The 25,494-nt window shown below is 74.5% G+C and carries 27 protein-coding genes; 7 read left to right on the forward strand and 20 right to left on the reverse strand.

Features of this window, described 5'->3' with window-relative positions:
- Positions 1–156: 156 nt before the first annotated feature.
- The 8 genes from ACIBQ8_RS17215 to ACIBQ8_RS17250 form a co-directional block, all read right to left on the reverse strand.
- Complete coding sequence (locus ACIBQ8_RS17215; protein ID WP_397176680.1) at positions 157–684, reverse strand: EF-hand domain-containing protein; 528 nt, start codon at positions 682–684, stop codon at positions 157–159.
- A 185-nt stretch (positions 685–869) separates the two neighbouring features.
- On the reverse strand, positions 870–1,328 hold the full coding sequence (locus ACIBQ8_RS17220; RefSeq protein ID WP_397176679.1) for a DUF6917 domain-containing protein: 459 nt from the start codon (positions 1,326–1,328) through the stop codon (positions 870–872).
- Positions 1,325–2,245 (reverse strand): Gfo/Idh/MocA family protein, encoded by a 921-nt coding sequence (locus tag ACIBQ8_RS17225; RefSeq protein ID WP_397192380.1) that lies wholly within the window; start codon positions 2,243–2,245, stop codon positions 1,325–1,327. The genes ACIBQ8_RS17220 and ACIBQ8_RS17225 overlap by 4 nt, the downstream gene beginning before the upstream one ends.
- Positions 2,242–3,456, reverse strand: a complete 1,215-nt coding sequence (locus ACIBQ8_RS17230; protein WP_397192381.1) for an Ldh family oxidoreductase — start codon at positions 3,454–3,456, stop codon at positions 2,242–2,244. Before ACIBQ8_RS17230 ends, ACIBQ8_RS17225 begins: the two co-directional genes overlap by 4 nt.
- A complete protein-coding gene (locus ACIBQ8_RS17235; RefSeq protein WP_397192382.1) occupies positions 3,453–4,739 on the reverse strand; it encodes a M20/M25/M40 family metallo-hydrolase in 1,287 nt (428 codons plus the stop codon). The genes ACIBQ8_RS17230 and ACIBQ8_RS17235 overlap by 4 nt, the downstream gene beginning before the upstream one ends.
- On the reverse strand, positions 4,729–5,577 hold the full coding sequence (locus ACIBQ8_RS17240) for a sugar phosphate isomerase/epimerase family protein (RefSeq protein ID WP_397176674.1): 849 nt from the start codon (positions 5,575–5,577) through the stop codon (positions 4,729–4,731). Before ACIBQ8_RS17240 ends, ACIBQ8_RS17235 begins: the two co-directional genes overlap by 11 nt.
- The gene (locus ACIBQ8_RS17245; protein WP_397192383.1) at positions 5,558–6,580 is read right to left on the reverse strand and encodes an oxidoreductase; all 1,023 of its coding nucleotides are present in this window, start codon (positions 6,578–6,580) and stop codon (positions 5,558–5,560) included. The genes ACIBQ8_RS17240 and ACIBQ8_RS17245 overlap by 20 nt, the downstream gene beginning before the upstream one ends.
- A 157-nt stretch (positions 6,581–6,737) precedes the next feature.
- Positions 6,738–7,610, reverse strand: a complete 873-nt coding sequence (locus ACIBQ8_RS17250) for an alpha/beta fold hydrolase (protein WP_397176670.1) — start codon at positions 7,608–7,610, stop codon at positions 6,738–6,740.
- 78 nt (positions 7,611–7,688) lie between these two features.
- Here ACIBQ8_RS17250 and ACIBQ8_RS17255 point away from each other — a divergent pair, with 78 nt between their 5' ends.
- Both ACIBQ8_RS17255 and ACIBQ8_RS17260 read left to right on the forward strand, forming a co-directional pair.
- Positions 7,689–9,632 carry a BTAD domain-containing putative transcriptional regulator gene (locus ACIBQ8_RS17255; RefSeq protein ID WP_397176669.1) on the forward strand — a complete coding sequence of 648 codons (1,944 nt, stop codon included), beginning with the start codon at positions 7,689–7,691 and terminating at the stop codon, positions 9,630–9,632.
- A gap of 46 nt (positions 9,633–9,678) precedes the next feature.
- On the forward strand, positions 9,679–10,122 hold the full coding sequence (locus ACIBQ8_RS17260; RefSeq protein WP_397176668.1) for a PaaI family thioesterase: 444 nt from the start codon (positions 9,679–9,681) through the stop codon (positions 10,120–10,122).
- A 57-nt stretch (positions 10,123–10,179) separates the two neighbouring features.
- Here ACIBQ8_RS17260 and ACIBQ8_RS17265 read toward each other — a convergent pair whose 3' ends face one another.
- The 7 genes from ACIBQ8_RS17265 to ACIBQ8_RS17295 form a co-directional block, all read right to left on the reverse strand.
- Entirely contained in the window at positions 10,180–10,311 is a 132-nt protein-coding gene (locus ACIBQ8_RS17265; protein WP_352353089.1) for a bacteriocin, read from the reverse strand.
- A 109-nt stretch (positions 10,312–10,420) separates the two neighbouring features.
- A complete protein-coding gene (locus ACIBQ8_RS17270) occupies positions 10,421–10,759 on the reverse strand; it encodes a hypothetical protein (RefSeq protein ID WP_397192384.1) in 339 nt (112 codons plus the stop codon).
- A gap of 51 nt (positions 10,760–10,810) precedes the next feature.
- On the reverse strand, positions 10,811–12,019 hold the full coding sequence (locus ACIBQ8_RS17275; RefSeq protein ID WP_397192385.1) for an SMI1/KNR4 family protein: 1,209 nt from the start codon (positions 12,017–12,019) through the stop codon (positions 10,811–10,813).
- Positions 12,020–12,107: 88 nt separating this feature from the next.
- Positions 12,108–13,076, reverse strand: a complete 969-nt coding sequence (locus ACIBQ8_RS17280; RefSeq protein ID WP_397176662.1) for a TIGR04500 family putative peptide maturation system protein — start codon at positions 13,074–13,076, stop codon at positions 12,108–12,110.
- Entirely contained in the window at positions 13,073–14,050 is a 978-nt protein-coding gene (locus tag ACIBQ8_RS17285) for an MvdC/MvdD family ATP grasp protein (protein WP_397192386.1), read from the reverse strand. Before ACIBQ8_RS17285 ends, ACIBQ8_RS17280 begins: the two co-directional genes overlap by 4 nt.
- A gap of 64 nt (positions 14,051–14,114) precedes the next feature.
- The gene (locus ACIBQ8_RS17290) at positions 14,115–14,267 is read right to left on the reverse strand and encodes a hypothetical protein (RefSeq protein WP_357985462.1); all 153 of its coding nucleotides are present in this window, start codon (positions 14,265–14,267) and stop codon (positions 14,115–14,117) included.
- Positions 14,268–14,413: 146 nt separating this feature from the next.
- Positions 14,414–15,133, reverse strand: coding sequence for an aspartate/glutamate racemase family protein (locus ACIBQ8_RS17295; protein ID WP_397192387.1), 720 nt, complete (start codon positions 15,131–15,133; stop codon positions 14,414–14,416).
- A gap of 111 nt (positions 15,134–15,244) precedes the next feature.
- On the opposite strand from ACIBQ8_RS17295, the gene ACIBQ8_RS17300 reads away from it, so the two are divergent.
- On the forward strand, positions 15,245–16,285 hold the full coding sequence (locus ACIBQ8_RS17300) for an Lrp/AsnC family transcriptional regulator (protein WP_397176657.1): 1,041 nt from the start codon (positions 15,245–15,247) through the stop codon (positions 16,283–16,285).
- Positions 16,286–16,303: 18 nt separating this feature from the next.
- Here the strand turns inward: ACIBQ8_RS17300 and ACIBQ8_RS17305 are convergent, their stop codons facing one another.
- Positions 16,304–17,479 (reverse strand): amidase, encoded by a 1,176-nt coding sequence (locus ACIBQ8_RS17305; protein ID WP_397192388.1) that lies wholly within the window; start codon positions 17,477–17,479, stop codon positions 16,304–16,306.
- Between the two features lie 125 nt (positions 17,480–17,604).
- The gene (locus tag ACIBQ8_RS17310) at positions 17,605–18,480 is read right to left on the reverse strand and encodes a LysR family transcriptional regulator (protein ID WP_352322122.1); all 876 of its coding nucleotides are present in this window, start codon (positions 18,478–18,480) and stop codon (positions 17,605–17,607) included.
- Between the two features lie 116 nt (positions 18,481–18,596).
- On the opposite strand from ACIBQ8_RS17310, the gene ACIBQ8_RS17315 reads away from it, so the two are divergent.
- From ACIBQ8_RS17315 to ACIBQ8_RS17330, 4 genes are read left to right on the forward strand one after another with little or no spacing between them, the layout of a single operon-like run.
- The gene (locus ACIBQ8_RS17315; protein WP_397192389.1) at positions 18,597–20,159 is read left to right on the forward strand and encodes an amidohydrolase; all 1,563 of its coding nucleotides are present in this window, start codon (positions 18,597–18,599) and stop codon (positions 20,157–20,159) included.
- 14 nt (positions 20,160–20,173) lie between these two features.
- The gene (locus ACIBQ8_RS17320) at positions 20,174–21,139 is read left to right on the forward strand and encodes an ABC transporter substrate-binding protein (protein ID WP_397192390.1); all 966 of its coding nucleotides are present in this window, start codon (positions 20,174–20,176) and stop codon (positions 21,137–21,139) included.
- Positions 21,140–21,141: 2 nt separating this feature from the next.
- Positions 21,142–22,050 (forward strand): amino acid ABC transporter permease, encoded by a 909-nt coding sequence (locus tag ACIBQ8_RS17325; RefSeq protein ID WP_352322116.1) that lies wholly within the window; start codon positions 21,142–21,144, stop codon positions 22,048–22,050.
- Positions 22,051–22,079: 29 nt separating this feature from the next.
- Entirely contained in the window at positions 22,080–22,823 is a 744-nt protein-coding gene (locus ACIBQ8_RS17330) for an amino acid ABC transporter ATP-binding protein (RefSeq protein ID WP_358301108.1), read from the forward strand.
- Positions 22,824–22,865: 42 nt separating this feature from the next.
- Here the strand turns inward: ACIBQ8_RS17330 and ACIBQ8_RS17335 are convergent, their stop codons facing one another.
- The 3 genes from ACIBQ8_RS17335 to ACIBQ8_RS17345 all read right to left on the reverse strand — a co-directional run bounded on the left by ACIBQ8_RS17335 (position 22,866) and on the right by ACIBQ8_RS17345 (position 25,424).
- Positions 22,866–24,137 carry an MATE family efflux transporter gene (locus ACIBQ8_RS17335; protein ID WP_397192391.1) on the reverse strand — a complete coding sequence of 424 codons (1,272 nt, stop codon included), beginning with the start codon at positions 24,135–24,137 and terminating at the stop codon, positions 22,866–22,868.
- 101 nt (positions 24,138–24,238) lie between these two features.
- Positions 24,239–24,631 (reverse strand): hypothetical protein, encoded by a 393-nt coding sequence (locus tag ACIBQ8_RS17340; RefSeq protein ID WP_397192392.1) that lies wholly within the window; start codon positions 24,629–24,631, stop codon positions 24,239–24,241.
- A gap of 7 nt (positions 24,632–24,638) precedes the next feature.
- Entirely contained in the window at positions 24,639–25,424 is a 786-nt protein-coding gene (locus tag ACIBQ8_RS17345; RefSeq protein ID WP_397176646.1) for a hypothetical protein, read from the reverse strand.
- Positions 25,425–25,494: the final 70 nt, after the last annotated feature.

Raw genomic sequence — 25,494 nt, forward strand, 5'->3', positions numbered from 1 at the left:
TGCGGTGGTGGCGGCGGGGCCGCCCGGGGATGCGGCCCGGACGGCCCCTTCTTCGGGCGGAGCCGCCCGGGGACCAGGCCCCCGGACGGCTCCCTCGGCGGAGCCGCCCCGGAGACAGCGGCTCTGGGCGACCCTTTCGGCCTGCTCGGGCCTAGGTCACCTGCCGAGCAGAGGGATGTCGTTCTTGCCGAGGTGGTAGTCGCGGACGGCGTCGACCAGCTCGGAGACGGAGAGTCTGCCGGTGCCGTCGGTGTCCATCTGCCGGAAGGCCTCGGCGGCGACCTCGCCGTCGAGCCCGATGGCCGCGAACCACTTGGCCATCTCGGAGGAGTCGACCTCGCCGTCGTCGTCACGGTCGAGGACGTTGACGATGGCCTGGATGGTCGGGCGCACGACCTGGGCGAACCCGGCGTCACCCTTGCTGATGATCTCGCGCTCGGCGGCCTGGACGAACTGCTCCTGGTCGAGCCGCGACGCGCCCACCGCCCCCGCGAGGTGGTCGAACATCGCCAGGTACGCCTGCTTCAGCTGCTGTGCCTGCGGCGTCCCCTGCACGCCGAGGCCCTCGATGATGCCGTCGGCCTCGTTCTCGAAGTCGGAGCGCTCGATCGCGCCGGAGCCGTCGTTGTCCCAGAGCCGGAAGCGCTCTTCCAGCCGGCTGGTCGTCTTGGTGCCCGCAGCCATTGTCTGTCCTTTCGTGACACGCGCCCGCCCGCCGTCGGTGGGGATCATCAGGGGGAAGGACGCGACCTCTAGTGGGGCTCGAAAACGAGCGGTTCCCACTACTGTGCGCAATCAACAGATTACCCTGAGTGACCGAAGGTAAACCAGAGGTCACGGAAAGTAATCGGAAGTCTCTGGAACGGTCTCTACAGCAGGGGCCAGCGGAGGACGCGGGCGCCGCCCTCGTCGGGGTCCTCCGGGAGGGCCTGGCTGAACACCAGCGGCTCGCCCGGCATGAGTCCCAGCTCCCGTCCGGTGACGGCGGGGTCGCTGTGGATCAGCACGTTGTAGTGGTTGGGCAGGTGGCAGCCGTCGAAGCCGAGCACCACCCCGACCCGGCGCCCGCCGATCCACACCTCGTCGCCCCGGTCCAGCACGCCGGCCGCGACGATCTCGGCGAAGCCCAGGAAGGCGACCCGGTCGATCCTGGCGCCCGCGTCGGTCTCGGTGTGGTCGGTGGCGACCAGCTCGTGCACCTCGCCGGCGCGCACGCACCGGCTGGCGTGCGGTTCGAGCCGCATGCCGCGGTCCTGCCTGCGGTGCACCAGCACCTTCAGCAGGGTCCCGGTGACCGCGGTCTTGGGGCCGTCCTCGTCGGGGTTCACGCGGCACCCCGTCCCGCGCCGGCCTTCTCCAGGCGGTAGACGTCCTCGACGAAGCGCAGGGCGGGCAGGCCGCCCTCGCCGTCGGGGGTGCCGTAGCGCACCGAGCGTTCGAAGGCGGCCAGCACGCCCTCGTACTCGTGCCACAGGGAGTTCTTGAAGCCGGAGTGGCCGGCCAGCATGTCGGCGTACAGGGTGCGGCCGTCGGCCAGGCGCACCTCCAGGTCCTTGCGCTCGCCCGGGTAGGACCAGTCGAGCAGGATGCGCGCGCGGGCCGCGCCGGCGCGCAGCTCGACGTCCGCCTGCCGGTCGGCCCCGGCGGCGTCCCGGTCGACGTGCGCCGAGACGACGTGCGCCGGGCCGAGCAGCAGGTCCACCAGGTCGTAGGCGTTGGGCCCGTTGTCGGCGACGCAGCCGCCGCCGCAGCGGCGTGCGTCCAGGTACCAGGAGTCGTCGCCCGCGTGCTCCTCGATGCGTTCCAGGTAGCGCACGGTCAGCTCCTCGACGCGGGCGCCCGCGCACGCCGCGCGCAGCCGTCCGACGGCGGAGTTGTAGCGCCGGTGGAAGGCGGTGAACAGCGGCACGCCCGAGCTGGCGGCCAGGTCCGTGAGCCGCCTGCCCTGCGCGGCGTCGAGGGCGAGCGGCTTCTCCACGCAGACCGGGACGCGCCTCTCCAGCGCGTCGGCGCAGACCCGGGCGTGCAGGTCGTTGGGGACCGTCACCACGACGGCGTCGGGCCGCTCCTCCTCCAGCAGCCGGACGTGGTCGCGGTAGCCCGGGACGCGATGCCCCTCCAGGACGCGCGGATCGGTGTCGCACACCGCGGCCAGCCGCAGCCCGGACGAGCTGTGCAGGGCCGCCAGGTAGAACCGCGAGATCACGCCGAGCCCGATGACCGCGACGCGCAGCCGGGCGCTCACCGCGCCACCACCACGGCGGGGGCGTCGAGCCCGGTGGCGGCGGCGAGGGCGGCCAGCTCGTCGTACAGGTCCGTGGCCAGCGGGACGCCCGAGCGCCGGTGCTCCTCGGCCCGGCGATGCTCGTGCCAGCCGGGATAGCTCACCGGCGCGCCGGGGCCGGCGGGCGGGCAGCCGAGCAGCGCGCCGAACATCGTGGCCGCGTCGCCCTCCACGCCCTCGCGCAGCGCCCCCGGCGCGACGGCCAGGGCGAGGAAGCCGATGTCGTCGTCGCGCCCGCTCGGGCCGCCGTCGCCGTCGTGGGCGTCGGGGTGGGCGCCGAGACCCGCGCCGGACACCAGCGCGGCCAGCACCTCGACCGCCACCCCCAGCCCGAAGCCCTTGTACTGCCCCGCCTGGCCGCCCAGCCAGAGCAGGTGCGCCCGCCCCTCGTCGAACGCGGCAGGATGGGTCACGGGAGCGCCGTCGTCGCCGGCCAGCACCCCTTCGGGCAGCTCGTCGCCGTGCCGCGCGGCCTGCCTGACCCGCCCGGTGGGCATGGCGGTGGTGCTCATGTCCAGCACGAACGGCGGGTGCCCGCCCGCGGGGGCCGCGACGCTGATCGGGTTGGTGCCCAGCATCGCCACCGCGCCGCCGGGCGGCCTGGCGATGCGCTGGCGGCCGCAGTTGCTCGCGACGACGCCGACCATGCCGTACTCGACCGCGCGCAGCGCGTGGTGCCCGGCGCAGCCGAAATGGGTGCCGCCGCGTACGGACACCAGGCCGACGCCGTACGTCGAGGCGCGGCCGGCGGCGATCTCCATGGCCAGGCCGGCGGCCCACAGGCCCAGGGCGCGATCGGCGTCGAGCAGCACGGCCGCGCCCCGGTCGGCCAGCACGGACGGCTCGGCCAGCGGATCGGCCCGCCCCTCGTCGAACAGCGGCAGGTAGAGCCGGGTCAGGTTGGCCAGGCCGTGCGAGGTCATGCCGACGAGGTCGCCGTAGCACAGCGCGGCGGCGGCCTCGCGGGCGCGTTCCGGGGCCAGGCCGCGGGTGGTGAACACGGCGGCGACGAAGTCCAGCAGGTCGTCGTGGCGCACCCGTACGACGTCCCGCGCCGGCCGGGCGACCACCGGGACCGGCGGGTACGGCTGCGCGGGTGGTGCGCCGGCCGGGACCGGCGGGTACGGCTGCGGGGGTGGTGCGTCCGTCGCGGGTGAGGCGGTGGGGTTCATGCTCGTCGTCCAATCCTGTCGTCGGTGAAGGCGATCATCAGCCGGGCCACGGCGGCGGCGAACCCGGCGAGTTCGGCGGCCCGCGCGAACTCCCCTTCGGCATGGGCGTTGTTGCCGGCCAGGTCGCCCGGCCCCAGGACGACCGTGCAGGCGCCCCCGACGCCCGCCATCCAGATGGCGTCGCAGGTGAACGCCGGCTCCCCGTCGGGCCAGGGCGGGATCCCGGCCCGGTCGCGCAGGAGCGCGTGCCCCCACGCGTCGCGGTCGTCGAGCACGGGCAGGCCGCGCTTGCGCCACTCCAGCCGGGTGACGGCCCTGGCGTCGCGGGCGGTCCTGGCGAACAGGGCGGTGCCGCCGAAGGCCGCCGCGAAGGCCGCGAGCCCGTCGTCCAGGGCCAGCGCGAGGTCCCGTTCGAGGCGGCGTCCGGTGGCGGGGGTGGCGTAGGGCAGGTTGAGCAGGAGGGAGCCGCGGCCGTAGACCTGGTTGTGGCGGGTGCCGGTGTGCAGGCCCGCCACGCACACGGTGTCCGGGTCGAGCGCCCTGGCCAGGTGCTGGGCCAGGAAGCCGAGCAGGACCGTGGCGTTGTGCCCGGCGGCGGGGCGGTCGTCCACGGCGTGGTCGCCGTCCACCACGATCCGCGCGGTCGCGGCGGCCGTGCTGCGCGGCAGGAACCGTACGCCGGTGGGCTCGCAGAAGACGTTGAGCCGCCCGACGTAGCCGCGTTCGACGAGCGGACGGGTGCCGAGCACGCCCATGGCCCCGCCCTCCTCGCCCGCCACGGCCTGGATCAGCACCCCGACCTCGCGCCCGATGGCCGGACGGCACGCGCGCGCCGCCCGCAGCCCCGCCAGCAGCGCGACGGCCGGGCCCTTGGCGTCGATCGCGCCGCGGCCGTGGAAGCGCTCGCCGTCGAAGCCGGCCGGTCCGCCGCCGGCGACCGTGTCGAGATGCACGTTGAACATCACCGTGCGGGACGCCGGGAGGCCGGGGCCCAGCCGCAGCACCAGGCTGGGCTGGCCGTCCAGGAAGCCGGGGAGGTCGAGGGCCTCGCGCACGGGTGCGGGGACGTCGGCGCGGTCCAGCTCGGCCGGGCGCACCGAGGTGTGCCGCACGGTTCGGAAGCCGAGCGCCGCGGCGGCCCGCGCGTACTGCTCCTGGGCCTCGCGCAGCCGCGGCGGCGGCCCGGCCGGTCCGGTCTCCAGCGGGCCCGCCGTGGGCAGCCGCAGCAGCCTCAGCAGCAGGTCGCGCTCCGCCGCGTCGAGAGGCACGGCGTCAACGTCCATCGACCTGCCCCACCAGCCGTTCCAGCGCCCGCCCGTACCGGACGAACGCGGCCCGGTCGCCGGCGCCCGGGTCGTCGAGGTGGGGGCGCAGCCGCAGGTGCGGCTCGATGGACAGGGCACCGGTGTAACCGTGGGCGGACAGCAGGCGCAGGCACTCGGCGACGCCCGCCCGCCCCTCGCCGGGCAGCACGTAGACGACCTCGCCGCCGGGCCCGGTGACGGCGTCCTTGACGTGGACGTGCGCGACGTACGGGACGACCTCGCGCAGCATCGGGGCCGCCGGGTAGCCGTGGGCGACGCCGTTGCCGATGTCGAACAGCAGCCGCAGCGCCGGGCTGCCGATGCCGGTGACCAGCTCCAGCATGCGGTCGGCGCGGTCGCCCGCCCAGCCGGCGCAGTTCTCGTGGACCAGCAGCAGGCCGGCGTCCTCGGCCCGGCGGGCCAGCTCGCGCAGCCGGTGGCGGACCCTTCGCCCCCACTCGGGCTCGGGCAGGCCGCCCGAGGGGAAGGACATGATCCGCACCAGCCGCGTGCCCAGCACCGGGCAGCGGCGGGCCAGCACGTCGAGCTCGGCCAGGTCGAGCGCGAAGTCGCCGGTCACCGGCCGCGACCAGTCGCCGATCTTCGAGGCGACCGCGACGACCTCGGCCCGCGCCTCGCGCAACCGCCGCGCGGCGTGCCGGAACGCCTGCTCGCCGAGCGCGGCGACCGGCACGCCGTCGACCGTGCGCAGCTCCAGCCGGTTCCAGCCCAGCTCCCCCACGGCGGCGAGCTGTCCGTCGAGGTCGGGGGCGGCCTCGTCGCCGATGCCGGCCAGCTCAGGAGGTGGTGCCTGCACGCGGCGCCTCCTCACGCCCCGGCTCGTGCGCCGCGCACAGGTGCTTGGCCTCGGTGAGCAGCCGCACGGCGTCGACCTGGACGGGCAGTGCCCCGGGCGAGCGGCGGGCGCGGGCGTAGCGGCGGTAGGCGGCCAGCAGGAAGGCGGGCAGGGCGTCGTCGGTGAACACCGTGCGCCGTTCGCCCTCGGCGGTGGCCACCCGGAGCTGGGCGGTGTGGTCGGCGTCGCTGCACGGGTAGTGGCCGGTGAGCGTGCCGCGGTCGAAGTGCAGGGTGATGCGCCGCTCCCGTACGGGCGAGGTCAGGTCGGAGTCGATCTCCGTGCGCACGCCCGAGTAGTGGTCGAGCCGCAGGCTGGCCCGTCCGAGCCGGGGCAGCCGCAGGCGCTCGGTGACCATGTCCTCCCAGGACGCCGCCGAGATCCGGGCGCCGCCGGCCAGGCTGAGCACCACGGCGAGCGCGTGCGGCATCTCGATGTCGAAGGCCGTGGTGGCGTCGGGACGCGCCGCGCTGCGGGTGAACCTGGACTTGTTCTGCACGACCCGGATCTGCCGCAGGGGGCCGAACTCCTCGGCGCGCATCGCCGCCCGCAGCCGGCCGGTGAGCGTGCTGTCGAGCCAGTGGGTGGCGACCGTGAGGTCGAGGCCCCAGCGCCGGCGCACCCGGGCCACGGCGGCCAGCCCGACCAGGTCGAGCGCGAGCGGCTTCTCCACGATGAACTTGCGGTAGCCGAGCGGCGCCAGCCGGGCCAGCATCCCGGCCCTGACGTGCGGCGGGGTGCACAGGTGCACGACGGTCCGGTCGGGCGGCGCCAGCGCGGCGGCCTCCTCGGGCGACCCGGCCGTCACCGCGCCCCGCACGCCGCCGGGCGGCAGGAGGGGGTCGAGGACGACGACCGGGTCGGGCGCCAGCAGCCCGGGGGCCGCCTCGCGCACCTTGGTCAGGGACGGCAGATGCAGCCCTGCGCCGGATCTGCCCATCCCGACGATGAATGCGTGCAACATGCTGGCGAGCGCCTCTACTCCGTCGCGTACTCGGCTTTCCGGCCCGTACTTTTCCCGCCGGAAGGACGACCTCATTTGGCGCTGCCATTGTCGAATAACTTACCGTGACATGTCAATTACTTTAAGTTACGAGACGGCCCCTGACCAGGAGGGTCGGCTACCGGGACACGAGCTCTCGGAGCGCCTTGGCGATCTCGGCGGGCGACTCCTCGGCCATGAAATGTCCGCTCGTGACCGTGTCGTGCCGCAGGTCGGGCGCCCAGGCCCGCCACACCGCCGCGGCGTCGTAACCGAGGGCGGCGCCCCAGTCCTGCTGGAGCACGGTCACCGGCATGCCCAGCCGGTTGCCCGCGGCCAGGTCGGCGCGGTCGTGCTCGACGTCGATCCCGGCCGAGGCGCGGTAGTCCGCCACGATGGACGGCACGGCGGCCCGGCAGGCGTCCAGGTACGCGGCCCGCACGTCGGCCGGGATGGCCGCCGGGTCGTTGGTCCACAGGTCGAGGAAGTGGCCGAAGAAGGCGTCCGGGCTCGCGCCGATGAGCTGCTCGGGCAGGCCGGGCGGCTGGGCCATGAGGTAGAGGTGGAAGCCGACGGCGGCGGTGACGCCGCGCATGACGTCCCACATGTCGAGGGTCGGCAGCACGTCGAGGCAGGCCAGGTGGGTGATCGCCGCCGGGTGGTCGAGGCCGGCGCGGAAGGCGACCAGCGCGCCGCGGTCGTGCCCGGCCAGGGCGAAGCGCTCGTGGCCGAGGGCCGCGGCCAGGGCCACCACGTCGGCGGCCATGGTCCGCTTGGAGTAGACGTCCGGGCCGGTCTCGGCCGGCTTGTCGCTGGCGCCGTAACCGCGCAGGTCGGGGCAGATGACGGTGTGGTCAGCGGCCAGGTCGGCGGCCACGTGCCGCCACATCAGGTGGGTCTGCGGGAAGCCGTGCAGCAGCACGATCGGGCTGCCCGAGCCCCCGACGGCCGCGTGTAGCGTGACGCCGTCGGCGACGGTCACGCGGCGGTGGTCGAATCCGGGGATGGTCATGAGGTGCCCTCCTTCGATGGGTGACCGGTTCGGTTCCCAGCGTGCCGGGCACGGATGAGCATCCGGTGAGCAGGAAGGATGGGGAGCGTGTTCGGGGTGCTGGGGCCGGTGGTGGCCTGGGACGACGAGGGCGAGCCGATCCCGCTGAAGGGGCCGCGGCATCGCGCCGTGCTGGCCCGTCTGATCGTCGCCCGGCGCCGCGTCGTCCCGGTGACGCGCCTGGTGGCGGACCTGTGGGACGATCCGCCGCCGGACGCGGTGGGCGCGGTGCGCACGTTCGTGGCCGCCCTGCGCCGGGCGCTGGAGCCGGCCCGCCCGCCGCGCGCCCCCGCCCGGCTGCTGGTCACCGAGGGCCCGGGGTACGCCCTGCGCGCCGCGCCCGACGCCGTCGACGCCTGGCGCTTCGAGCAGGCCGTGACCGCCGGCCCGACAGAACCGGCCCGGCTGACCGAGGCGCTCGGCTGGTGGCGCGGCCCGGCCTACGCCGAGTTCGCCGACGAGCACTGGGCGCGCGCCGAACGGACCCGCCTGACCGAGCTGCGGCTGCACGCCGTCGAGCTCAGGGCCGAGGCGCAACTGACGCTCGGCCGGGCCGCCGAGGCCGTCGCCGACCTGGACTCGCACGTGGCCGAGCACCCCTGGCGGGAGGACGCCTGGCGGCTGCTCGCCCTCGCCCTCTACCGCACCGGACGCCAGGGGGACGCCCTGGCGGTGCTGCGCCGGGCGCGCACGCTCCTGGCCGAGCACCTCGGGGTGGACCCCGGGCCGCGGCTGCGCCGCCTGGAGTCGGACATCCTGCACCAGGACAGCGGGCTCGCCGCCCCCGCCGACGCCACGGCCCGGGTGTGGGCGCAGGCGGCCGAGGCGTACGACCGCACGGTGGGGGCCGGGGCGCGGGCGCGGCTGGAGTCGACGGTCGGCCTGCTGCGCAACCTCGCGGTGACCGGGGGCGGCGGCCTGGAGGCGGCACGCGGGCACCGGACGGCGGCCATCGCGGCGGCCGAGGAGCTGGGCGACCCGGAGCTGACCGCGCGGGTGATCGGCGCCTACGACGTCCCGGCGATCTGGACCCGGTCGGACGACCCCGAGCAGGCGGCCCAGGTCGTCGCCGCGGCCGAACGGGCGCTGGGCGGCCTTCCGCCCGGCGCGTCCGAGGCGGCGCGGGCGCGGCTGCTGGCCACGATCGCCGTCGAGTCGCGCGGCGTCCGGTCGGCCCGCGGCCCGGTGGCCGCCGCCGAGGCCGAGCGCGTCGCCCGCCGCCTCGACGACCCGGCGCTGCTGGCGTTCGCGCTCAACGGGGTGTTCATGCAGGCGTTCGAACGGGCCGGGCTGGCCTCCTACCGGGACGGGATCGGGGCCGAGCTGGTCGCGTTGTCGGCGCGGCACGGGCTGGTCACGTACGAGGTGCTGGGGCAACTCGTGCGCCTCCAGGCGCTGGGGGCGCTCGGCGACTTCGGCGCCGCCGACCGGCACGCGGCCGCCGCCGACCGGCTGGCGGAACGGAACGAGCTGCCGCTGGTCAGCGTGTTCACCGACTGGTACCGGGTGTTGCGGAAGGCGGCCGGCGGGCGCATCCCGGCGGCCGAGGAGGAGGCGGCCTACCGGGCGGCCGCGGCCCGGCTGGACGACGTCGGCATGCCGGGGCTGCGGCGCGGGCTGCTACCGCTCGCGCTGCTGTCCGTACGGGTGCGGCACGGCCTGCCGGTCGTGGGCGAGGGCGATCGGGACGCCGTGGACTGGGGGCCGTACGAGCCGTGGGTGCGGCCGCTCGTCCTGCTGGCGGAGGGACGGGGCGCGCAGGCCGCCGAGGCGGTCGGCCGGATCCCGGAACCGCCCCCTGACCTGCTGCTGGAGGCCATGTGGTGCCTGGTCGCGCGGGCCGCCGTCGCGGTCGGCGACCGGCGGACGGCGGCCCGCGCCCGCCAGGCGCTCGCCCCCGCCGCGGCGGAGCTGGCCGGGGCGGGCAGCGGCCTGATCAGCCTGGGCCCGGTCGCCGCCTTCCTCGCCGAACTCGACGCCTGACCCCATGCCGCCCGGACTGTCGGTGGCGGGCTGTTCAATGGCGGGCATGACCACGCACGCGGACAGGCGCGGGATGTTCTGGGACATGGTCGCGGGGCGGGTTCCGCCACCGCCGGCGGCGGCGCTGCTCGGCTGGGAGCTCGTCGAGGTCGATCCGGAGGCGGGCACGATCGAGGTGGCGTTCCTGGCGGGCGAGCGGTTCGCCAACCCGGTCGGCGTGGTCCAGGGCGGCTTCCTGGCCGCGATGCTCGACGACACGCTGGGGCCCGCGCTGGTGGCGACGCTGCCGGAGGGCCAGTTCGCGCCGACCCTCGACCTCCATGTGCAGTTCCTGCGCCCGGCGCGGCCCGGGCGGCTCGTCGGGCGGGGGCGCGTGGTCAGGCGCGGCAAGGACATCTGCTTCCTCGCCGGCGAGCTCCTCGGCCCGGGCGGCGAGGTCGTGGCCACGGCCACCGCGACCGTCATGGTGCGGACGATGGGCCGCCCCTGATCCGGCGCGAGGCCGGGGCCACCCCTGCGCAGGGCGGCCCCGGCGGTGTGCCCGTGGTTACGGCAGGGCGTCGATGACGGCGTCGCGCCAGTCGTAGTTCATCCAGTCGTAGTTGGCCCACATGCCGCCGGTGACGGCGGCGAGCTCGTTGTCGTCGAGCTCGCGGGCGCCGGTCTCGAAGTCGTTCATCTGGGAACGTCCCCCTCTGTCGTGGTGAATGTCGCGCACTCACCGTCGCAGGAGGCACTTGGCGGCGTCTTGGCGATCACTGGGCGCGGGCGGCGGGCCCGCTTGCGCGTCACTGAACGAGCGGCCAGGTGACGGCGAGCCAGACGGCCGGCAGGTACAGTGCGGCCGTCAGGGCGACCTGCCACGACGGGCGCACCCGCAGCAGGCGCAGCAGCGGCCAGGCGGCGACCAGCGCGATCCACCGGCCGTACTCCCAGGTCACGAAGAGGTAGCCGAGGCAGCCGGTGTACTCGCCGCAGTAGCGCGCCTGCGACGAGGGCATGAGGACCGGCATCAGGAAGGTCCACGCGAGCAGAGCCGCGGTCAGGACGCCCCCCGCCACGGCGGCCAGGACCAGCCTTCCGGCCACGCGCGGTCCCGGCTGCGTGATCACCCGCGGAGCGGTCATCCTCGCATCGTGACACCCGCGGCCGGCGATGTCGACAGGGCGGCGGGTGGGTCAGGGGAGGTTCCACTCCAGTTGGCCGGCGACCGCCTCGGGCTTCCAAAAGCCGACGGTTCCGCCGGTCTCCAGGGCGTCGGCGGTCGCCTTCAGCAGGGCGTGGTAGGAGCGGATGCGGATCCCGCCGGGGGTGAAGCTCATGCTGTCCTCGAGGTCGGTCTCGCCGACGTCCCGGCGTACGGAGTCGATCACCAGGCTGTTGCCCCCGCCGTCGGAGCCGACGGGGATCATGCGTCCGTCCCACCATTCGGTGCGGGGGTCGTCGGAGTCGTCGGTGGCGTCGATCCCGCACAGGGTGCGCCAGTGGTCGCGGATCTGGCGGACGGTCATGTTCACGTTGTTCAGGAAGCCGAAGGGCCAGATGCCCTCGGCGAGGGCGGAACCGTTGTGGCGCAGCAGCGAGGCCCGCAGGTCGTCGGGGAAGGTCAGGCCCGTCTGCGCCTCGGCGACGGCGATGGTCCTCGCCCGTCCCGGCCTGCCGAGCGTGCGGTAGCTCCTGGGGGCGTGGGCCTTGAGCCAGGTCTCGATCCGCCGCCACTGCCGGTTGACCGCGCGGGTGACCTTGGGGTCGATCGCGCGTACGTGCGGCTCGGCCGTCCGTGGGCGGCAGTCGGCGTCCACGGCCTCCTGGGCGAGCGGCGGGTCCTGGGACTCGGCGCGCTGCTGGTCGCCGGGGGCCGCTTCGAGGGCCGGGGACCACTCGATGCCCGGTTCCGAGCCGGAATCCACCTGCCATTGCGGTTCGGTGGAGCAGCCGACGCCGGCGTCCGCGTAGACCGGCGCGCAGCCGCCGAAGTGTTCCTTGGTCGAGTGGTCGCCCTTGGAGAACACCGCCGACTCCAGGACCTGCGCGCCGCCGGCCAGCACGACGACCGCCACCGCCACCGCGGCCCAGCGGTTCAGCCGCCGCCGAGTGGGGCCGTCGAGGGGCGGCCGCTCCGCGAAGAAGGCGGCGACGGCCGGTCTGTCGAAGAAGCCGGCCGGTCTGGTGGCGTAGCGCTCGATGTCCGCCTTCGTCGGCGTGCCGAGGATCGGGACGGGCGGCCACGGCGGCGGGAGGTCCCGCTCGGGAGGCGGCCCTTCCGGAGCCGGACGCTCGCCGGGCAGGTCAGGGTACGGCGTGCGCGAGCGGCGGACGAACACGACCGCCGCCACCGCCACGGCCGCCGCCGCGAGCGCCCACCACAGACCCCGAGAGGTGATCATCCGCCGCACGTGCGGCACAGTACCCGAAGGCACCGACATGACCGGAGAAATCACTCCAAATGGTCCAGCGCTGCGGGCGCCGGACGCGTCAGAGCCAGTGCCAGGTGATCCGGGCCTCCCGGGCGGCGCCGGTCAGCCACTCCTCGAAGGCGGCCTCGCCGGCGGCCTTCAGCGTGGCCGCGTCCGCCACGGCCTCCTGCCGTTCGGCGACCTGGCCGGTCAGGAAGCCCCCCTCGTAGGGGACCGGACCGGCGACGCCACCGGCCGGCACCTGCCGCAGCGGTTCGGGCAGCTCGCCCGCCCACGTCCGGGCCCTGGTCAGCCGCAGGTCCCAGCGGCCGGCGAGCGGCCCGTCGAGCTCGGCCGCCTCGACCGGGTCGTCCGACAGGACCCAGGCCGCCCGTACCGCGGCGAAGCGGTCACGGTGGCGGTCGAGGTAGGCGGGAGCCAGCTCGGCCCGCTTCCGGGCGCGGAACCGCTGGTCCTTGGCGGTCATGGTCATGTGGTCGTGGAACGCCTCGGCGCTCATGCCCATCCGGTCCAGCCACTCCGCCATCGTGTCGTGGCCGAGCAGGCCGCGCCGCCTGCGGAACCCGTCCGCGGCGGCCTGGACGTCCGCCAGGCCGACCTCCTCCCGTTCGGCGGCGTTGCGCAGCACGCAGAACCGGACCAGCTCCTCCTGCGGCGACATCCCGGGACGCGCCAGCGAGCGCAGCATGAGCATCGCCTCGGACACCGACACGTGCGTCCCGTCCACGGTCAGCACGTAACCGGCGGCCCAGTGGGTCGAGTGGTCGACCAGCCAGGACGCGCCGTCCTCGGCCTGCACGCCGAGCATGATGGTGCCGCCCGACGGGTGGTCGAGCAGCAGGTCGTAGTCGACGACCGGCGAGCCGGGACGCGGGCTGGTCACGAGCTGGACCCCGAGCAGCGGGTGCGCCTGGGCCCAGGCGGCGGCGGTGCGGCGGGCCTCTTCCACGGCCGAACGCCGGCGGGCCAGCCCGTGCAGCAGGTTCACGCCGCTTTCGAGGGCCGGGCCGAGGGAGAGCTGAGTCATTGCGCGTCCGTTTCTCCGGCGGTGAGCCAGTCGGCGACGGCGTCGCTGATGGGCAGGCCGGTCAGGTCTTCGATCCAGGCCCACTGGCCGTTGGGGTTGATCTCCAGGAAGACGTACTCCCCGTCGGGGGTGAGGATGAGGTCGATCGCCCCGAAGGACAGGCCGAGCGCCGCGACCAGGTCGGCGCAGCGGCGGGCGACGTCGTCCGGCAGGCGGTGCACGCTGTGGCGGGCGCGGGCGAAGTCGTAGTGACGCCAGTCGTCGCGGGTGCGCGGCGAGTCCTGGGAGGCGATCTCGGCGGTGAACGCCTGCCGGCCGACCACGGTGACCCGCAGCTCGACCGCCTTGGGCACGTACGGCTGGAGGATGACCGGTTCGTGGACCATCCGCGCCCGGCCGCCGAGCGACCGCCGGGTGACCACGGTCGTGTAGACGGCGTGCGCGCCGCCGTCGATCTCGAACAGGGTGTGCTCCATCGCCTTGGCGATCAGCCGCCCGTCCGCGTGCTCGTAGGCGGGCACCAGCTCGGACGGGTCGTTGGTGATCACGGTCCGCGGCGTGGTGAAGCCCAGCCGCCGGGCCAGGGCCAGGTGGACCAGCTTGTTGTGCGCCCTGCGCAGCACCGGCTGGCGGGCCGGCAGCCAGCGCGCGTCCAGCAGCTCCCACAGGCCGTCGGTGAACCACTCCGACAGCTCGGCCGCCCGCGCCCGCAGGTCGTCCGCGGTGACGTCGTCCGCGGCGCGCGGGCGTCCGGGGCGCCGGGTCCAGACGGCCGTCGTGCCGGAGAGGTCGAAGACCTGCCCGTCCCTGGTCAGGGTCAGTTCCTCACCGTCGGCGCCGAAGCGCGCGGTCAGCCGGGCCGCGGACGGGTACTCGCCCGGATCCCACCACAGGACGTCCGCGCCCCGGGCCTTCAGCTTGGGCAGGACCAGGTCGACGGTCGCGTCGCCGGGCTCGCTCAGAATCAGTAGCACGTGTCCCCCCAGCCGCGCGGGAGGAGAGCGGGCTCCCCTCCCACGCGACCGCGAATCGTCTCTATCAGTAGTCGGAGACCCAGTCGGTGGGCGGGTTGCCGTTGGTGCCGTAGCAGCGCTGCATCCGCATGCCGCCCGCGACGAGGCCGAGATCGGCCTCCTCGATCACCGCCAGTTCCTCACCCAGATCGTCCAGACTCACGATCTTCTTGCTCATGGTCGTAACCTCCCTTCACATCGAGCTGCGAGCCCCCCGGCTCGCGGACGTGCGGGCACGTCCTCAGCTCATGCGCCAAGCCCACCATCGGGAGATTGGAAGTGGCTTGGATGTGACTTGAGAGGCGGAAGTGAAAGAAGTCCGGTTCAGCCGCGGGCGGCCAGCGCCACACGCACGACCTCGCGGGCCAGCAGGCGGGCGGGGTCCACGACGGGGACCGGGACCGTGGCCGGGTCCAGGGCGAGCAGCACCTCCGTGCACGCGGCCACCACGCGCCGCGCGCCGCGCGCGGCCATCGAGCGGGCCTGCGCGGCCAGCGCGTCGGCGTGCTCCCGGCCGGGCCGGCCGCCCTTGACGGCGGCGATGGCGGCCATGACCTCGCGCTGGCCGGGCTCGTCCGGCTCGATCGGGGTCACGCCGTGCCGGCGGAGCGCGGGGCCGTACAGGTCGGCGCGGAGCGTGCCGGTGGTGGCCAGCAGGCCGGCGGCGCGGACGCCGTCGGCGGCGAGGGCGGCGGCGGTGACCTCGACGATGCTGACCAGCTCCAGCCCGGCCTCCTCGGCAAGACGCGGCACGAACGCGTGCGCGGTGTTGCACGGCACCGCCAGCACCTCGCACCCGGCCCGGCCGAGCGCCTCGACGCCGCGCCGCAACTGCGGTGTCGGGTCCTCACCCTGCCCGAGCAGGCTCGTCGACCGGTCGGGGACGCGGGGGTCGCCCCAGATGACGACCGGCACGTGCTCCTGGTCGCCGGTCGCGCCGGTCGCGGCGGTCTCCGCCACGAGCTTGCCGTAGAAGTCGACGGTGGCGGCCGGGCCCATGCCGCCCAGCACGCCGACCATCCTGGCCCGGCCGAGCGAGGTCATCCGCGGGTCTCCCTTTCCGGTGGCTGCGCCTGACGGCGGTCGGGGCCCAGGATCCCGGTATAGGGTGTCCCGACCGCTGGAACGCAGCAATCAGACATAGAGGGAGGATCCATGCAGGATTCCGGCGTGGAGCCGCCGTCGTTGCTGGCCGAGTCCGACCTTGAGCTCATCGACGCCCTGCAGATCAGTCCGCGGGCGAGCTGGGTGGAGGTGGGGGCGGCCGTCGGGGCCGACCCGGTCACGGCGGCGCGGCGCTGGCAGCGGCTCACGAGCACCGGCGAGGCGTGGACCACGGTCGCCCTCGGTCCTCGCCAGATGCACGCGCTGAGCATGGCGTTCCTGGAGATCGACTGCGCGGCCGGCGCGGCGGCCGAGGTCGCGGCGGCGCTGGCGCGGGAGCGGCATCTGATCACCGTCCAGCACGTCGCCGCCGGGCACGACCTGTTCGTGATCGCCGTGGCCCCGTCGATGCCGGCCCTGGCCGACCACGTGCTCACCGCGCTGCCCCGGGTGCCGGGCGTGGCCAAGGTCCGCACGCACGTCGCCACGCGGGTGTTCGAGGCGTCGTGCCGGTGGCGGCTGCGGGTGCTGCCGCCGCGCACCGCCGCCGCCCTGGCCAGGCGGCCGGCCGCGCCGGAGTCGACCAGGGAGATGGACGAGATCGACCGGCGGCTGTTCACCGCCCTGCTCCCCGACGGCCGCGCGCCCTACGCCGAGCTGGCCAGGGCGGTCGGCACGTCCGAGCGCACGGTGCAGCGCCGGCTGACCAGGCTGGTGGCCACCGGCGACCTCGACTTCCGCTGCGACCTGGCCCGCTCGCACGCGGGCTGGCACTCGGCCGCGCTGCTGTGGCTGCGGATGCCCGACGCGCTGCTGGAGGAGACCGGCCGGGCGCTGCTCGGCTGGCCGGAGACGCGTACGTGCGCGGCGCTCGCCGGGCCGCGGAACATGCTGCTGACGGTCGGCCTGCACGGCGTGGCCGACCTGCATCCGCTGGTGGTGCGGCTGGAGGAGCGCTTCCCGCACGTCACCGTGGCCGACCGGCAGATCGTGCTGCGCCAGTCGAAGCTGTACGGGCGGCTGCTCGACCCGTACGGCCGGTGCGCCGAGGTGGTGCCGGTGGATCCGTGGAGCCTGCCCGGGGCGGCCTGACCAGCGGATCCCCGAGGATCAGCGCGGCTCGGGGATCGTCCCGCCGCGGGCCTCACGGCACATCCCCGCCCGGAGCACGGCGGCCTCGCTCGTGGCGACGAGCTGCAGGTCGCCGACGGCCAGGGCGGGCAGGCCGAGGGCCGACACCGTCGCGGTGATCCGGCCGACCGCGCCGCGCACCCGGGCCTCGTCGCAGCCGACCCGGGGCGCGGGGGCGCCGAGCGTCGGCATGACCAGCAGGTCGATCCCCTCGACGGCGGCCGCGAACGCGGCCCGCAGCGCCGCCAGCCGCTCGACGGCCCGCCGGTACTCCTCGTGGCCGACGCCGCCGGCGGCGGCCAGCTTGGCGCGCACCCCGGGGCTGTAGCGGGCGGCGCACTCGGGGTAGGTGCCCTCGTGCGTCCGGCGCGCCTGCGCCCCGACGATCGTCCAGTACGGTTCCAGCACCTCGGCGGGCAGGGCCACCTCGCGCAGCCGCGCGCCCAGCTCGGCGAAGTCCCCGGCCTGCCCGCAGCCCTCCACGACGCCCACGACCAGCCCGGCCAGCGAGTCGGGCGGCTCGACGGCCTCGCCGGTCAGCGCCTGCCAGACGCGGGCGCAGTCGGCGACCGAGGTGGCCATCGGGCCGACCACGTCGAAGGACGGCGCGAGCGGCGCCACCCCGGCGGCGGGCACGGCCCCCGAGCGCGGGCGCAGGCCCACGACGCCGCAGCAGGCGGCGGGCATGCGCACCGAGCCGCCGGTGTCGGTGCCGAGCCCGAACCGGGCGATCCCGGCGGCGAGCGCCGCGGCGGTGCCGCCGCTCGAACCGCCGGGGGTCAGGTGCGGGTGGCGCGGGTTGCCGACGTCGCCCCAGTGCGGGTTCTCGCTGGTCACGCCCCAGGCGAACTCGTGCTGGTTCGCCTTGCCGACCAGCAGCGCGCCGGACGCGTCCAGCAGCTCGACGCAGCGGGCGTCGGCCAGGGCCGGTTCGGCGCCGTACAGGGCGGAGCCGCGGGTGGTGGGCAGGCCGGCCACGTCGATCATGTCCTTGACGACGTACGTCCAGTTCCGCAGGGGGCCGTCCGGCGTGCGGCGGTCGTCGCGCCCGAGGCGGCCGAGGACGGGCTCGGGGCCGGCCTCGATGAGGATGTGGCGCCCGCTGTGGAGGCGGATTGCCTCGGCGGACTGGGCGATCGCCGCCTCGCGTTCCACGGTGGAAGATCTCCTTAGCCTTGCGCGGGCACGGCGACGCCAGGTGGCCGCGGCCCGGGGGGTGATCCGGCACATGCTGGCAGATGCGCCCCGGCCGCGTCGAGCAAGGCCGCGTCGAGAGCGGTTCAGACGGTCAGCTCGTCCAGCAGCCACTGCAGGCGGGCGGTCTCGCGGTCGGGGTGGACCAGCGTGAAGATGCTGCGGCTGATGTTGAGCCACGGCACGTCGACCACCACGACGTCCTCGCCGTGGCCGCGCAGCGCGAGGTCGGGGATGAGGGCCGCGCCCACGCCGGCGCCGATCAGCGACAGGGTGATCTTGAAGTCGTCGGAGTGGCAGACCACCCGCGGGTGCAGGCTCCAGTGGGCGAACAGGGCCTCGAAGAGGGTGGCGTCGCTGCTGGCCGGATGGTGCATGATCCACGGCAGGTCCACGAGCTGCTCGGCCCGGTACGGCGACAGGTCCGGCCACAGCCGGGGCAGCACGAGCCGGTACCGGTCCTCGGCGATCCACCGTCTGGTCAGCACCGACGGCCACGACAGCCCGGTGTTGCCGACCTGGTAGACCACCGCGGCGTCCATCTCGCCGCCGCTGCCCAGACGGGCGATGAGCTGCGACGACTCGGCGACCGACAGCCGGATCCCGGCCCGGTCCTCCGGCTCCATCCGCCGCATGACATCGGCCAGCACGCCGGTGAAGCTGGGGAACAGCCCGAGGCGGATCTGCGGCTCGCTGTTGCGGTGGACCGCCTGGACGGTGGCCACCATGCGCTCGATGTCGGCCAGCACGGTCTCGGCCTGCCTGGCCAGCACCTCCGCCGCGCTGGTCGGCAGCACGCTGTGGGCGAAGCGGTCGAACAGCCGCACGCCGGTCTCCCGCTCCAGCGCGGCCATCTGCTGGGAGACGGCCGAGGAGGTGTAACCGAGCCGGTTCGCCGCCGCCGCGAACGACCCCAGACGCACGACCTCACGCAGTGTGCGCAGATGTTCCGGCTTGAGCATAAGCGTTCCTTGCCCTCAGCGTTGCTAAATGTCGTGTTTATATCGCTTCCTACTTCTTTCCGCCACTTCTACAGTGAGCCGCACCACCCCACCCGAACCCCTGAGAGATCCATGACATGCGCGTATACCGCAACGCCACCATTCGCACCGGCACCAACGGCGCCCCCGCCGCCCAGGCCATGGCCGTGGACGGCGAGCTGATCGTCGCCGTCGGAACCGAGGCCGACGTGCGCGCGGCGGCGGGCCCGGGAGCCGAGCTGGTGGACCTCGACGGCGCCGCCGTCCTGCCCGGCCTGTACGACGCCCACATCCACACGGCCCAGTACGCCCAGAGTCTCGGCGCGGTCGACCTGCGCGACGTGCGTTCCCTGGACGAGGCCCTGGCCAAGGTGGCCGAGCACGCGGCCACCCTGCGGCCGGGCGCCTGGCTGTTCGGCGGACGGTGGAACAGCAACATCTGGAACCCGCCGGTCCAGCCCGACCGCCAGGCCCTCGACTCCGTCTGCCCCGACCTGCCCGTGGCGCTGCCCAACGTCGACGGCCACACCGTCTGGGCCAACTCCGCCGCCCTGCGGATGGCCGGGATCGACGCCTCCACCCCCGACCCGGTCGGCGGCGAGATCGTCCGGGACGCGTACGGGGAGCCCACCGGCATCCTGCGCGAGTCCGCCTCGTACCCGCTGCGCGCCCTCATGGTCTCCGGCGACCTGCGCGACCGGCTGCGCGCCGGCCAGGAGGAGCTGCTGTCGTTCGGGCTGACCAGCGTGCACGACATCGACGGCGAGGACTGCCGGGCCGCCTACCTGGAGCTGCGCGACGCCGGCGAGCTGAAGATCCGCGTGCACAAGGCGATCCCCACGGTCGCCCTGGAGGCCGCCATCGCCGAGGGCCGCCGTACCGGCCAGGGCGACGACTGGGTCCGCACCGGGCCGGTCAAGGTGTTCAGCGACGGCGCGCTCGGCTCGCACACCTGCCACATGCACGAGGCGTTCGCCGGTGAGCACGACAACACCGGCATCGCGGTCACCCCGTACGAAGACCTCGTACGGATCTTCAGCAAGGCGGCGGCGGCCGGCATCGCGGTCGCCACGCACGCCATCGGCGACCGCGCCAACCGGCTGGTCCTCGACGCCTACGAGGCGATCGGGCCCACCGCCGGCCTGCGGCACCGCATCGAGCACGCCCAGCACCTGCGTCCCCAGGACCTGACCAGGATGGCCAGGCTGGGCGTCGTCGCCTCGATGCAGCCGGTGCACTGCACCACCGACATCGCCCTGGTGGACTCGCTGCTCGCCGGCCACGACCTGGCCTCCTACGCCTGGCGGGGCATGCTCAACGCCGGGGTCGCACTGGCCTTCGGCTCCGACGCGCCGGTGGAGAGCCCCGACCCGTGGGCCGCACTGTACGCCGCGGTCACCCGTACCCGGCAGGACGGCACGCCCGCCGGCGGCTGGCAGCCCGAGCAGCGGCTGAGCATGGCCGAGGCGATCACCGCGCACACCCTCGGCGCCGCGTACGCGGCCGGCGAGCAGGACCGCAAGGGCGTGCTCGCGCCCGGCATGCTCGCCGACTTCATCGCCGTGGACACCGACCCGTACCTGGAGCCGCCGGAGGCGGTGCTGCGCACCCAGGTCCTCACCACCGTCGTCGGCGGCGAAGTCCGCTGGCAGCGATCCTGAAGGAGCACCCCCTCGTGAACATCCGCACTCTCTCCGCCCTCGCCGCCGGCGCGCTGCTGGCCGCCACCACCGCCTGCGGCGCCCAGTCCCTGGACGGCGGCGGCGACGACGCCACCGCCCCCGCGGACGGCGGCGCGGCGGCGGTCACCCTCGACCAGGCCCCCACCGAGGAGAAGGCGGCCGACGTGATCAACGCCATCACCCCGGACCAGGCTCTCGCCGCCAAGGCGCCCGCCCGCCTGAAGACCCAGGGCCTGAAGGTCGTCACGTCCGTCGGCTACCCGCCCATGGAGCTGTACGCCACCGACGGCAAGACGGCGATCGGCTTCGACCCGGCGCTGGCCAGGGCCATCGCCAGGAAGCTCGGCGCCAAGGTGACCATCTCCGACGAGGAGTTCAACTCCCAGATCCCCGGCGTGCTCACCGGCCGCTACGACTTCGTCATCTCCTCGATGAGCGACACGCCGGAGCGGCAGAAGCAGGTCACGTTCGTGGACTACGTGCAGGCCGGCGCCGGTCTGCTGGTCAAGAAGGGCAACCCGGCCAAGATCGGCGGCCCGGCCGAGCTGTGCGGCAAGACGGTGTCCGTCGTCGACAACGGCTCGTCCATGGAGCTGGCCGAGCAGTACGACGCCGACTGCAAGAAGGCCGGCAAGGCGGCCGTGAACATCCTGAAGTTCCCCGGCGACCAGGAGGCCCTGATCCAGGTCACCGGCGGGCGGGCGCAGGCCACCATCACCGACTACGTGGTGGCCGCCAGCAAGGCCGCCGACCCCAAGCTCGACGTCGAGGCGATGGCTCTGGAGGGCACCGAGAGCCCGTGGGGCATCGGCATGAAGCCCGACGACAAGGAGCTCGTCGACGCGGTGAAGGGCGCGCTCGACTCGCTCATCGCCGGCGGCGAGTACGCCAAGCTGCTGAAGGCGTGGAACCTGGACAAGCTGGCCGTCCAGTCCGCTGTCGTCAACGGCGGTAAGTGACCATGCGCACGGAACCCTTCACCGGGCCGTCCGGGGAGCACGTCCCGGTCGCCAGGACCCGCCACTGGGGCCGCCTGCTGGCCGCGGCCGTCGTGACGGCGATCGCCGGCTGGCTGGTCTACCTGGTCGTGGTGAACCCGCGCCTCGACTGGGGCAAGGTCGCCGAATACCTGTTCAACGACCGCATCCTGGCCGGGGTCTGGGTCACCATCGAGATCTCGGTGCTGGCGACCGTGCTGGGGCTGGTGCTCGGCGTCGCCGTGGCGATCATGCGGCTGTCGCACAACCCGGTGCTCAGCGGGCTGGCCACGCTCTACATCTGGTTCTTCCGCGGCACGCCGGTGCTGGTGCAGCTCATCTTCTGGTACAACCTGGCCTTCCTGTTCCCCGAGCTGGTGCTCAAGGTGCCGTTCACCATGATCGGCGTCAAGTGGGACACCAACGAGGTGATGACCGGTTTCACCTCGGCCATGCTGGGGCTCGGGCTGAACCTGGCGGCGTACTTCGCCGAGACCGTACGGGCCGGGATCCAGGCCGTCGACCACGGGCAGACCGAGGCCGCGTACGCGCTGGGCATGACCCCGGCCAAGCGCATGCGCGTGATCGTGCTGCCGCAGGCGCTGCGGATCATCATCCCGCCCACCGGCAACGAGTTCATCTCCATGCTGAAGACCACGTCGCTGGTCTACGTGGTGGCCGGGCACGACCTGATGACCAACGCCAGCCAGATCTACAAGGCCAACAACCTGATCATGGAGCTGCTCATCGTGGCGAGCCTGTGGTACATGCTGATGACCGCCGTCGCGACCTTCCTCCAGGGCCGCCTGGAACGCCGGTTCGGCTCCGAGGCCGTACGGCTGGTCCGCGGCGGCGGGCTGGCGGCCCGGATCCTGCCGAAGGCGGCGGCGTGAGCCCCGTCGTGCACGCCACGGGCGTGCGCATGGGCTTCGGCGACACGCAGGTGCTCAACGGCGTCGACTTCACCGTCGCGCCGGGCGAGGTGAGCTGCGTGATCGGGCCGTCCGGATCGGGCAAGTCGACCTTCCTGCGCTGCGTCAACGGGCTGGAGCCGGTGCTCGGCGGCAGCCTGCGGGTGCTCGGCGAGGAGGTCGGGCACAGCCTGCGCGAGGGCCGCTACCGGCCGTGGACGCCCAAGGAGTTCGCCGTCTTCCGCCGCCGGATCGGCATGGTGTTCCAGCGGTTCAACCTGTTCGCCCACCAGAGCGCCCTGGAGAACGTGGCCTGCGCCCCCGTCCACGTCCTCGGGGTCTCGGCGGAGCGGGCCAGGGCGACCGCGATGGAGCACCTGGAGCGCGTCGGCCTGGCCGCGCACGCGCACAAGCGGCCCCACCAGCTCTCCGGCGGCCAGCAGCAGCGGGTCGCCATCGCCAGGGCGCTGGCGATGAGCCCGGAGCTGATGCTGTTCGACGAGCCCACGTCCGCGCTCGACCCCGAGCTGGTGGACGAGGTGCTGGAGGTCATGCGCGGCCTGGCCGCCGACGGCATGACGATGGTCGTGGTCACCCACGAGATCGCCTTCGCCAGGGAGGTCGGCGACCGGCTGGCCTTCTTCGCCGACGGGGTCGTGGTCGAGAGCGGCCCGCCGGCCGAGCTGCTGGCCAACCCGGGGCACGAGCGGACCAGGGCGTTCCTGTCCAGCGTCCTGACCCAGGACCGCACCTGACGGCGAGGGGGCTCCGCCCGCCGGAGCCCCCTTCCCTCCCTTCTAACGCGCGCTGAACCGCAGGAAACCGGCCGTCTGCGTCACCAGGACGAGCAGGGAACCGGCGATCAACGCCAGCCACAGGCCCCGCAGCCCCCACGCCCCCGCCGCCGGACCCGCCACGGACGCCAGCAGGCCGTTCCCCAGGACGGCCGACCCCAGCGTCCAGGACGACCGCCTGAGCGCCGTCAGCCCGGCCGACATCACGATCGCGCAGTGGTCGGTCAGGGCGTACGCCACCGACAACGGCGCCAGGCCGACCGCGACGGCGAGCACGGCGGCGTCCGAGGTGAACAGCCCGAGCACCGCCTCCCCCGCGATGACCAGCACCAGCCCGCCGGCCAGCACGCCGGCGGCGGCGATCGTCAGGGCCGCCCGGTTCAGCCGGCGGGCCTCGCCCGGCAGGGCCGCCCTGGCGATCTCCGGCGTCGCGGCCTGCGCGACCGCGACGGCGGCCAGCCCGAGGAATCCGTGCAGCGACAGCAGGATGGCGTGCGCGGCGGCCCCCTGCGCCCCGGTCCGCGCGGCGGCGTACGTCACCCCGCCCATGACCGCGAACTTCACGACGAGCGTGGCCGACAGCGGGACGCCCACCCGCGCCATCCGCGCGATCTCCCGCCACCGCGGGCGGCCCGGCCACGACGACCGCCCGGCCAGCTCGGGCAGGCGCAGCAGCAGCGTGTTGGACACCGCGACGGCCACCGCGGTGGACGCCAGCAGCGCCACCCCGCTGCCCTGGACGCCCATCCGCGGCACCAGAACGAGTTGCAGCACCACCCCCGTGGCCGTGCTCGACAGACCGGACCAGAGCACCAGCCGGCCGCGTCCGAGCGCGACCAGCACGCCGCCGGCGCCGCTGCCCGCCGCGTACAGCAGCACCTGGAGCGCCAGCAGCGGCGGCAGCGCCCCGAACTCGGCCATCACCTCGCCGGGCGCCCCGCCGATCCGCGCGATCACCGGGACGCCGAGCATGACCCCCGCGCCGGCCGTGCCGAGGGCGGCGGTGAGCCACCGCGCGTCCTTCAGGACGAGCAGCGCCTCCGCCGGACGATCCCGGCAGGCGGCGACGAACGGCGTCATCCCCCGCAGACCACCCGACACCGCGGCCGTCACGGGGGTGAGCACCGCGTTGACCAGCGCGAAGGCCGCCAGTTGGGCGGTGGCCTGACGGCCGAGGAGGGAGGTGGTGACGAGCTGGGCGACGATCCCGGCGCTCATGGACAGGAACAGCGGGACGGCCGCGGCGAGCAGCGCGCGATGAGGTGAGGAGGGCATGAAAAGCAAGATCCCGGGAGCGCCTGCTCGCCGGGATGCATGATCATTATATCGGCTCCTCTCCTTTTCTGCCTCTCAGCCGCCTTCGGGGCGGCCCGGGTTCAGGGGGCGTCCGGAACGGGGGTCGAGGATGACCGTCCGCCTGTCATCACGAGCGCGACGACGGGCCCGCGCGGACCGCCGCCGAAGGCGAGCGCCCCCGAGACGACGACCAGGCTGGCCGCCAGCGTCCCCAGCAGGAGCGGCCGGTCGAGCCGCACGTAATGCCCGAGACCGCCGACCAGGGCGCCCGCCACCACGACCGCCGCCAGGACGAGCAGGCCGGCGGCCACCCGCCCGGGAGCCCGCGAACCCGTGCCGGCCGCCGGCTCCGAGCGGTCGTCCAGACCCGTGCCGTCGTCCAGGCCCGTGCCGTGGTCCAGGCCCGTGCCGTGGTCCGAGTCCATCTCGTCGTCCACGTTCATCTCGTCGTCCACGTTCTTCGGGCGCGGCACGGCCGGGTCAGCCGAACCTGACCTCCAGCCTGATCCGCTGGTTGGTCCCGCTCTGCTCGAAGTCGGCGGTGACCTGCGGGCCGAAGGAGGCCGAGCCGGTCAGCTTCACCTGGAGCGGGTAGACCTTGCCGCTGGTGGCCGAGCGGTACGTCGCGGTGATGCGGTAGCGGCCCAGGGGCACGTCGACCACCGCCCAGCCGCTGTCGGTGTAGACCGGCGCGCGGCCGGAGACCACCTTGCCGTCGCTGCCGTCGATCAGCGGGCCGACCGGGGTCATCGTCAGCCGTACGTTCTCCTGGTCGACGTCCTCAGGAAGGTTGTCGAACCACAGGTTCGTGGCGACCAGGCCGCCGTAGTACCGGCCGTCGGCGCCCGGCCGCCTGCCCGTGACGCGCCAGGTGAAGTTGCGCACCCCGCCGGCGCTCGCCCGCACGGAGGCGGTCGAGGACGGCTCCAGGTCGAAGGTGTACTGCCGGCCGTGGAACTGCCGCGTCACCGAGGCGCTGACCAGCCAGGACGACGGTTCGCGTGGCAGTTGCGCCCGGTAGATGCCGTTGCCGTCGCTGTGCAGGACGATGTCGCTGTTGTAGTAACGCCGGTCCTTCACCACGACCTTCGCGCCCTGGACCGGCCGGCCGGCGGAGTTCACCACCTTGCCCCGCACCACGTACGCCGCCGCCCCCACGGTCGCGTCGGCCGCGTCGGCGGGGCCCGCCGCGCAACCGAGCACCGCGCTCAGGACGAGCGTCGCCCCCGTCCTGCCCAGAACCGACCGGGTCCTCGTCTGGCCCATCTTCTCCCCGTCCGCCGAGTGCGTTCTGTCCTGACCGGTCAGACCCTGGCCGCGGCCCCTTGGAAACGAC

The sequence above is a fragment of the Nonomuraea sp. NPDC049646 genome (assembly GCF_044465525.1).
In the GTDB taxonomy this organism is placed as follows: Bacteria; Actinomycetota; Actinomycetes; order Streptosporangiales; family Streptosporangiaceae; genus Nonomuraea.